At 39.2% G+C, this 7,373-nt stretch carries 3 protein-coding genes; 1 reads left to right on the top strand and 2 read right to left on the bottom strand.

All coding sequences use genetic code 11. The features are described 5' to 3' along the window. Positions 1 to 28 precede the first annotated feature (28 nt). Entirely contained in the window at positions 29 to 4,636 is a 4,608-nt protein-coding gene (gene gltB / locus JUJ52_RS08020; RefSeq protein WP_205389183.1) for a glutamate synthase large subunit, read from the bottom strand. A gap of 525 nt (positions 4,637 to 5,161) precedes the next feature. Between gltB and JUJ52_RS08025 the strand changes: the two genes are divergently transcribed. Then, positions 5,162 to 6,172, top strand: coding sequence for an LLM class flavin-dependent oxidoreductase (locus tag JUJ52_RS08025; protein WP_205389184.1), 1,011 nt, complete (start codon positions 5,162 to 5,164; stop codon positions 6,170 to 6,172). A gap of 223 nt (positions 6,173 to 6,395) precedes the next feature. Here JUJ52_RS08025 and JUJ52_RS08030 read toward each other — a convergent pair whose 3' ends face one another. After that, positions 6,396 to 7,184 (bottom strand): ion transporter, encoded by a 789-nt coding sequence (locus JUJ52_RS08030; RefSeq protein WP_026683075.1) that lies wholly within the window; start codon positions 7,182 to 7,184, stop codon positions 6,396 to 6,398. Positions 7,185 to 7,373: the final 189 nt, after the last annotated feature.

The raw sequence follows: 7,373 nt of genomic DNA on the forward strand, positions 1-7,373 counted from the left end.
CTATCCCTTTCTTAATTGGCAAACATGGCTATTGTAATGCTCCTACCTCTTTCTTTTCTTCTTTTGCAGGCTGCTTACTCTCCTCAAAGGCAAGCATCTCTGCATCGAATTTGCTCATTCCTTCTGCTCTTAACGTTGCAATTCGGTCATTTATTTTCACAAATGCTTTTGGAATAATTTTCACAAACTGTTCTACATATTTGTCCCAATAGGATAAAATTCGCTCCGCATGTGTACTATTTGTTTCATTTACATGTTGTTGAATAATTCGATAAAGTCGCTGAATTTCTTCTTGATCTGCTACTGTTTCTATATGCACAAGCTCGTCATTCACCTTCGAACAGAATGAATCGTCTTCATCGAATATATATGCTACGCCACCAGACATACCTGCAGCAAAATTTCTTCCCGTACTTCCTAATACTACGACTGTACCACCTGTCATATACTCGCAACCATGATCTCCTACACCTTCAACAACGATGGTTGCTCCACTATTTCTTACTGCAAACCGTTCTCCTGCGAGTCCGCGTATATATGCTTCTCCTCGTGAAGCGCCATAAAAGGCTACATTACCGATTATTGTGTTTTTCTCAGGTGGGAAGGTAACAATAGGGTCTGGATGGACGATAATTTTCCCTCCAGATAGACCCTTTCCTACAAAATCATTGGCATCACCGATAAGTCGTAATGTCATACCTGGTGGAATGAATGCTCCAAAGCTTTGCCCAGCAGATCCGTTAAAATTCAATTTAATCGTATCTTCAGGTAACCCAGCTTCCCCATAGCGATTGGTTATTTCACTGCCTAATAGCGTACCAGTTACCCGATTTATATTACGTATTGCTGTTGTAAACTCAACTGCCTTTTTCTGTTCAATTGCCTGTTTACAATTCGGAATTAGTTCTTGATAATCAAGTGTCTTTTCAATTCCATGATCTTGTTTGATTGTCGCATATCTTCCTACTTTTGCAGGTACATCTGGTTGATAAAGCAACTCTGTCAGATCTATACCTTTTACCTTCCAATGATCAATGGCTTGATTAAATTCAAGCACATCCGTACGACCAATCATTTCATTGATGGTTCGAAAGCCAAGTTCTGCCATTAATTCACGTGCTTCCTGTGCAATAAATTTCATAAAATGGACTACATGTTCCGGGTCTCCCATAAATTTCTTACGTAGTTCCGGATTCTGTGTTGCTATCCCAACTGGGCATGTATCCAAATGACAAACACGCATCATTACGCATCCCAATACGACTAGTGGGGCTGTAGAGAAGCCGTATTCCTCGGCACCCAGCAGACTTGCTACTACTACATCACGCCCTGTCATCATTTTACCGTCTGTCTCCACAACAATTCGATCTCTAAGTCCATTTAATAAAAGCGTTTGATGTGTTTCAGCCAATCCAATCTCCCAAGGTAGCCCTGTATGCTTCAAGCTTGTACGTGGTGCTGCTCCAGTTCCACCATCATAACCACTAATTAAAACTAGATCTGCTCTACCTTTTGCGACACCTGCTGCAATGGTACCAACGCCAACTGCTGATACAAGCTTGACACTAATTCTTGCATTTGGATTCGTATTTTTTAAGTTATGAATTAACTCAGCCAAATCTTCAATGGAGTAAATATCATGATGTGGTGGTGGAGAAATGAGCTCAACTCCTGGAGTAGATCCGCGTACCTCAGCAACCCATGGATATACTTTTTTTCCAGGTAAGTGTCCACCTTCACCAGGCTTAGCACCTTGGGCAATCTTTATTTGGATCTCATCAGCATTCACTAGATAATTGCTGTTTACTCCAAACCTCCCTGAAGCAACCTGTTTAATGGCACTCCTTCTTAGATCACCATTCTCATCACGAGTAAATCGGTCTGTTGATTCACCGCCCTCACCACTATTACTACGCCCACCGATGTGATTCATGGCAATCGCTAAAGACTCATGAGCTTCCTTACTGATCGAGCCAAAGGACATAGCACCAGTTTTAAAACGAGCACAAATAGATTCTATAGATTCTACTTCGTCGAGTGGCACTGGTTTACGTTTTTTAAAGGACAGTAAGCCCCTTAAAGATTGAAGATTCTCCTTTTCATCTGTCAAAAGCTTTGAGTATTCCTTAAATAACTCATAATTACCTGTTCGACAGGCATGCTGTAAAATATGAATAGTTTTAGGATTATATTGATGGTCCTCCCCATCTTTACGATATTGGTATTCATCGCCAGCTTCTAAGGTATAGCTGCCACCACGATTTTCTGAAAAAGCCTTTTGGTGACGCATACGTGTTTCTTCCTCAATTAGGCCAAGATCAATACCACCCAATCTTGAAGCAGTACCAGTAAAATACTTTTCTATAACATCTTTTCTTATACCAATTGCTTCAAAAATTTGTGCTCCTCGATAACTCTGGATTGTCGAGATTCCCATTTTCGAGAGTATCTTTATAATTCCATCTGTCACTGATTGAATATAATTCCGCTTCGCCTGTTTTGCTGTATACTGTTCTAATTCTTGTTTCTCAGCAAGATCTTCTATGGAGTGAAAAGCAAGATACGGATTTATCCCTTCTGCGCCATAGCCGATTAAGCTTGCAAAATGATGAACCTCTCTTGGTTCTCCCGATTCGATTAATAGACTCACTTTAGTACGTAGCCCCTGACGAATTAAATGGTGGTGTAAACCAGATACAGCTAGTAATGCAGGAATAGCTGCTTTATCTTTGCCGATTCCTCGGTCAGATAAAATGAGGATTACAGCACCTTCATTAATGGCTTTATCTGCCTTTACAAAGAGTTCGTTCAGTGCTTTTTCCAATGCATTCTCCTGATCATTTACATCAAAATGCATAAACAAGGTTACTGCTTGAAAACCGGCTAATTGTTGAATACGTAATTTTTCTAATTCGCCATTTGTAAGGATTGGTGTTTTCAAACGAATGTGTCGGCAGCTTTCTGCAGTGGGGTGTACTAGATTCCCCTCTGCTCCAATAGTCGTCTCGACCATTGTGATAATCTTTTCTCTAATGGCATCAATTGGAGGATTTGTTACTTGAGCAAACAATTGCTTAAAGTAGTTGTATAGCAGCTGTGGCTTCTTAGACAGTACAGCTAAAGGTGAATCGTATCCCATGGAACCAATCGGGTCTTTTCCGTCCGTAACTAATGGTTTAATGATTTTATTCAATTCTTCCCGGGTGTATCCAAATGCATGCTGCTGTTTAATTAATTTTTCCTCTCCAAATACCGGCTGTCTATACATTACATCTGGAATATCATCTATATCTATTTTATTATTCAACCATTCCTTATACGGTTGTTCTGATGCAATTTGCATTTTAATGTCTTCATCTGGAACAATGACACCTTTCTCCAAATCAACTAAAAGCATTCTTCCAGGCTCTAATCTACGTTTATACAATATGTCATCAGCAAATATATCCAGGGCACCAACCTCTGATCCAAGAACGATCATTCCACTCTTCGTAACATAATAGCGTGCGGGCCGCAATCCGTTACGGTCCAAACATGCGCCTATTTGCGTTCCGTCAGAAAAGACAAGTGCCGCAGGCCCATCCCAAGGCTCCATCAGTGTACTATGATATTCATAGAAATCTCGTTTTTCTTCTTTTATTCCATTATCATTTGCCCAAGGCTCTGGAACCATCATCATTGCTGTATGCGCTAGAGAACGTCCAGATAAATGCAGGAATTCAAATGTATTATCAAATATAGATGAATCGCTTCCCTCATAGTCAATTACTGGCAATATCTTTTCCATGTCCTCTTCTGTAAAATATTCCGATGAACACATTTGCTCCCTTGCACGCATCCAATTCACATTGCCCCTTAGTGTATTAAATTCACCGTTATGAATGGTGTATCGATTTGGATGCGATCGTTTCCAACTTGGAAAGGTATTAGTACTAAAGCGAGAGTGAACTAATGCGAGTGCTGATTTAAAATCAGGATGGTTTAAGTCGATATAAAAGGCATCTAACTGTTCAGGGACGAGCATCCCTTTGTAGACGATGGTACTTGAGGACAAGCTACTAATATAAATATCCTCGAATTCTGGGGATTTTGCAGCTTCTTGTTCGATTCGCTTCCGAATGACAAATAACTTTCGTTCGAACGCTTTTTTATCTTTCACATCTTCCGGTTTCTTTATAAAGATTTGACGAATGGAAGGCATACTTTTTGCTGCTACTTTCCCAATAAATGATTCGTTAATAGGGACTGGTCTCCAGCCAAGAAATGTTTGTCCTTCTTCTCGAATAATTCGTTCAAACATCCTTTTACTTTCCATACGGAGATTATGATTTCTCGGAAGAAATACCATCCCCACACCGTAGTCCCCTTTTGCTGGAAGTTGAATTCCTTCCTTTGCACATTGCTTCTGAAAAAAACGATTCGGAATCTGTGTTAAGATTCCGGCACCATCCCCTGTACTGGTATCTGCCGATTGACCACCACGATGCTCCAGGTTACAGAGAATATTAATGGCATTTTGCACAATATTATGCGTCTTCCTACCGTTTATGTTTGCAATCATCCCTATCCCACATGCTTCATGTTCAAAATCAGGACGATACAATCCCTGTGATTCAGGGAATCCATTTCGCGACATCCCAACATCCCCTTTCTTAACATCAAAATTCACATGATCTATATTTTAATTTCATTGATTTCAGAAGCTTTAAAACCACCTATCACATAATTTTCGCACTGTTCCATCCATTCGGAAAAAAGTATAGTAGGATTATCATATCATAATTTTTATTTTACCTCAAAATTCAGATAAGTTATTTTAATACAATATTATTAAATTTTAATAAATGAAAACGCTGTCTTTTTCGTGTTTCTATTTTCTTTATTCATCTAAACTGCATGATTGACAAGGGGTATAGACAGGTTGAGGATTACTTCACAAAAATTTCAATTTTTATTAAAAATTTTCTTTGAATTTTTCTTAAACCATGGTTAAATGATCAATTCTTTCGTGGTCTAGACCAGTTGAATTATATACAATTGATTTATCCGCTTTAACAGCTATCAACGAGCTATCTGTTTTCTACCGAAGCTAATCGTTGGACGGTTTATAAAAAAATCCGTATCATTTCTTATTAAGAAATAAGCGAAGAGGTGAAAAATAATGACTCATACGAAGACATTTCAGCATATACCATTATCTGTCTTAGACTTAGCTCCTGTTAATGAAGGCAGCACACCAAGCGATTCTTTTAAAAATAGTGTAGCTTTAGCACAGGATGTAGAGAAATTTGGCTTTAACCGTTACTGGCTAGCTGAACATCATAACATGCCTGGAATAGCTAGCTCTGCAACCTCCGTAATTATCGGACATATTGCCGAAAAAACAAATCACATTCGTGTAGGAGCAGGTGGTGTTATGCTGCCAAATCATGCAACACTTGTCATTGCCGAGCAATTTGGAACGCTTGAGTCACTCTATCCAGGACGCATTGATTTAGGGCTTGGCCGTGCACCAGGGAGTGACCAAGCGACAGCATATGCGCTAAGGCGGACACTAAATATGAGTGTGGAAGATTTCCCTATGCAAGTAAATGAATTACAAGATTACTTCGCTAAAGATCCGGTTTCTCGTGTAAAAGCTGTTCCTGGTCAAGGGTTAAACATCCCTATTTGGTTACTCGGTTCTAGCGATTTTAGTGCTAGATTAGCAGCTCAAAAAGGGTTGCCATTTTCCTTTGCTAGTCATTTTGCACCTGCATATACAATTCCTGCATTAAACTTATATCGAGAACAGTTCCAGCCATCCGAATATATGGATAAGCCATATGCCATGGTTGGTGTTAATGTAATTGCTGCAGATTCTGATGAGAAGGCGAGCTATTTAGCGACTTCCTTGCAGCAGCAATTCTTAAATATACGTCGTGGAAAACCAACAAAGCTAAAGCCACCGATTGAAAATATCGAGGCCCATTTCTCTATTAACGAGCTTGAAGCTATCAAACAAACGCTAGACCCTCGTACAACGATAATTGGCAGCAAAGAAACGGTTAAACAGGGGTTGAAAAATTTCTTAGAGGAAACACAGGCGGATGAAATGATTATAAGCTCTCAAATCTATCATCAAGCAGATCGGCAGCAGTCGTTCGAAATTATTTCTGAGTTAATGGATTAACAAGCTATCATTAATGTTTACTTAAAACAGGTTCTATCACGCTCCATTAACATACTTCCCTTTCCTGCGGGATCTTCAGCCCGTACACTGTTCCCGCAGGATAAGGAAGGCATCAGCAGCGAGTGGAACCATCCGTGAGGGATAAATAAGCCCCCCACGGATGGAAGGTTCACTTTATCATATGGCTTTTGGGTTAACGATTTTAGGTTCGTCCCCGACCTTTTTATCCTTTATTTTTTTCTAACAACTTCTTAATCTCTTTTAATTCCTTCTGAACCTCAGCTAGTTTCATATCCGTTGGTGATGGAGAATCTTCTCTACTAGCTTCTTCTACATTATTGACAACAACCCCAACAAATAAATTAACAATTACAAATGCACCAATAAGAATGAATGTGACGAAGTACCACCAGGATGAAGGATCTTCAGCTAAGATTGGGCGCATTACACCACTTGCCCATGACTCCAATGTGATGACCTGAAAAAGCGTCAATAAAGACTGGTGTAGTGTACCGAAGTATTCAGGAGCGATTAGTTGAAACATCATCGTACCAATAACACCGTATACATAGAAGAAAATACCTAACAGCAGTAGGATCGTTCCCATTGAAGGAATAGTGAGAAGTAATGCATTAACCATCTTTCGTAATGAAGGTATAATAGAAATGGCCCTTAACACACGAAGCACACGCATTATTCTTAATACCGTTACATAATAGGAGCCAACCAATACATGTCCACTAAGTACAATTACAAAATCAAATACACTCCAAGGATCTTTAAAGAATGCCTTAAGAGAACGACTGCCAATTAGTCTAATTACAATTTCCAATGTAAATATCCAAAGTAATATTCGATCGGCAAGATATATCCAACCTGCATACTTTTCTGCAACAAAACTATATGTCTCAAAACCGACTAAAATGGCGTTCAAAACAATTAATACTATAATTGTATTCATAAAAGCAGGATGTTCTGCTAGCGTTGCACACTTTTTACGAATTGTGCTCATGATATAATACTTGCCTCCTTCTCTTTAGTAATTTTACTGATTTCCCTATCGTTTGTCACCTACATATTACTTTTCTACTGTTAATTTTCCGTGAACAACCAAACTCGTAAATAGAAAGCGACAGTGAATTTATGTCTATACCCCCTACCATCGCATACGTTATTGAATTATAAAGCTCTCAACGGTTAA

Origin of the sequence: Virgibacillus sp. AGTR (assembly GCF_016919725.2) — a bacterium.
Classification (GTDB): Bacteria; Bacillota; Bacilli; order Bacillales; family Amphibacillaceae; genus Virgibacillus; species Virgibacillus salarius.

Bases quoted from the DNA above. Each gene is read 5' to 3' on its own strand.
- gltB (WP_205389183.1), bottom strand. From the start codon at position 4,636: ATGTCGCGAAATGGATTCCCTGAATCACAGGGATTGTATCGTCCTGAT.
- JUJ52_RS08025 (WP_205389184.1), top strand. From the start codon at position 5,162: ATGACTCATACGAAGACATTTCAGCATATACCATTATCTGTCTTAGAC.
- JUJ52_RS08030 (WP_026683075.1), bottom strand. From the start codon at position 7,184: ATGAGCACAATTCGTAAAAAGTGTGCAACGCTAGCAGAACATCCTGCT.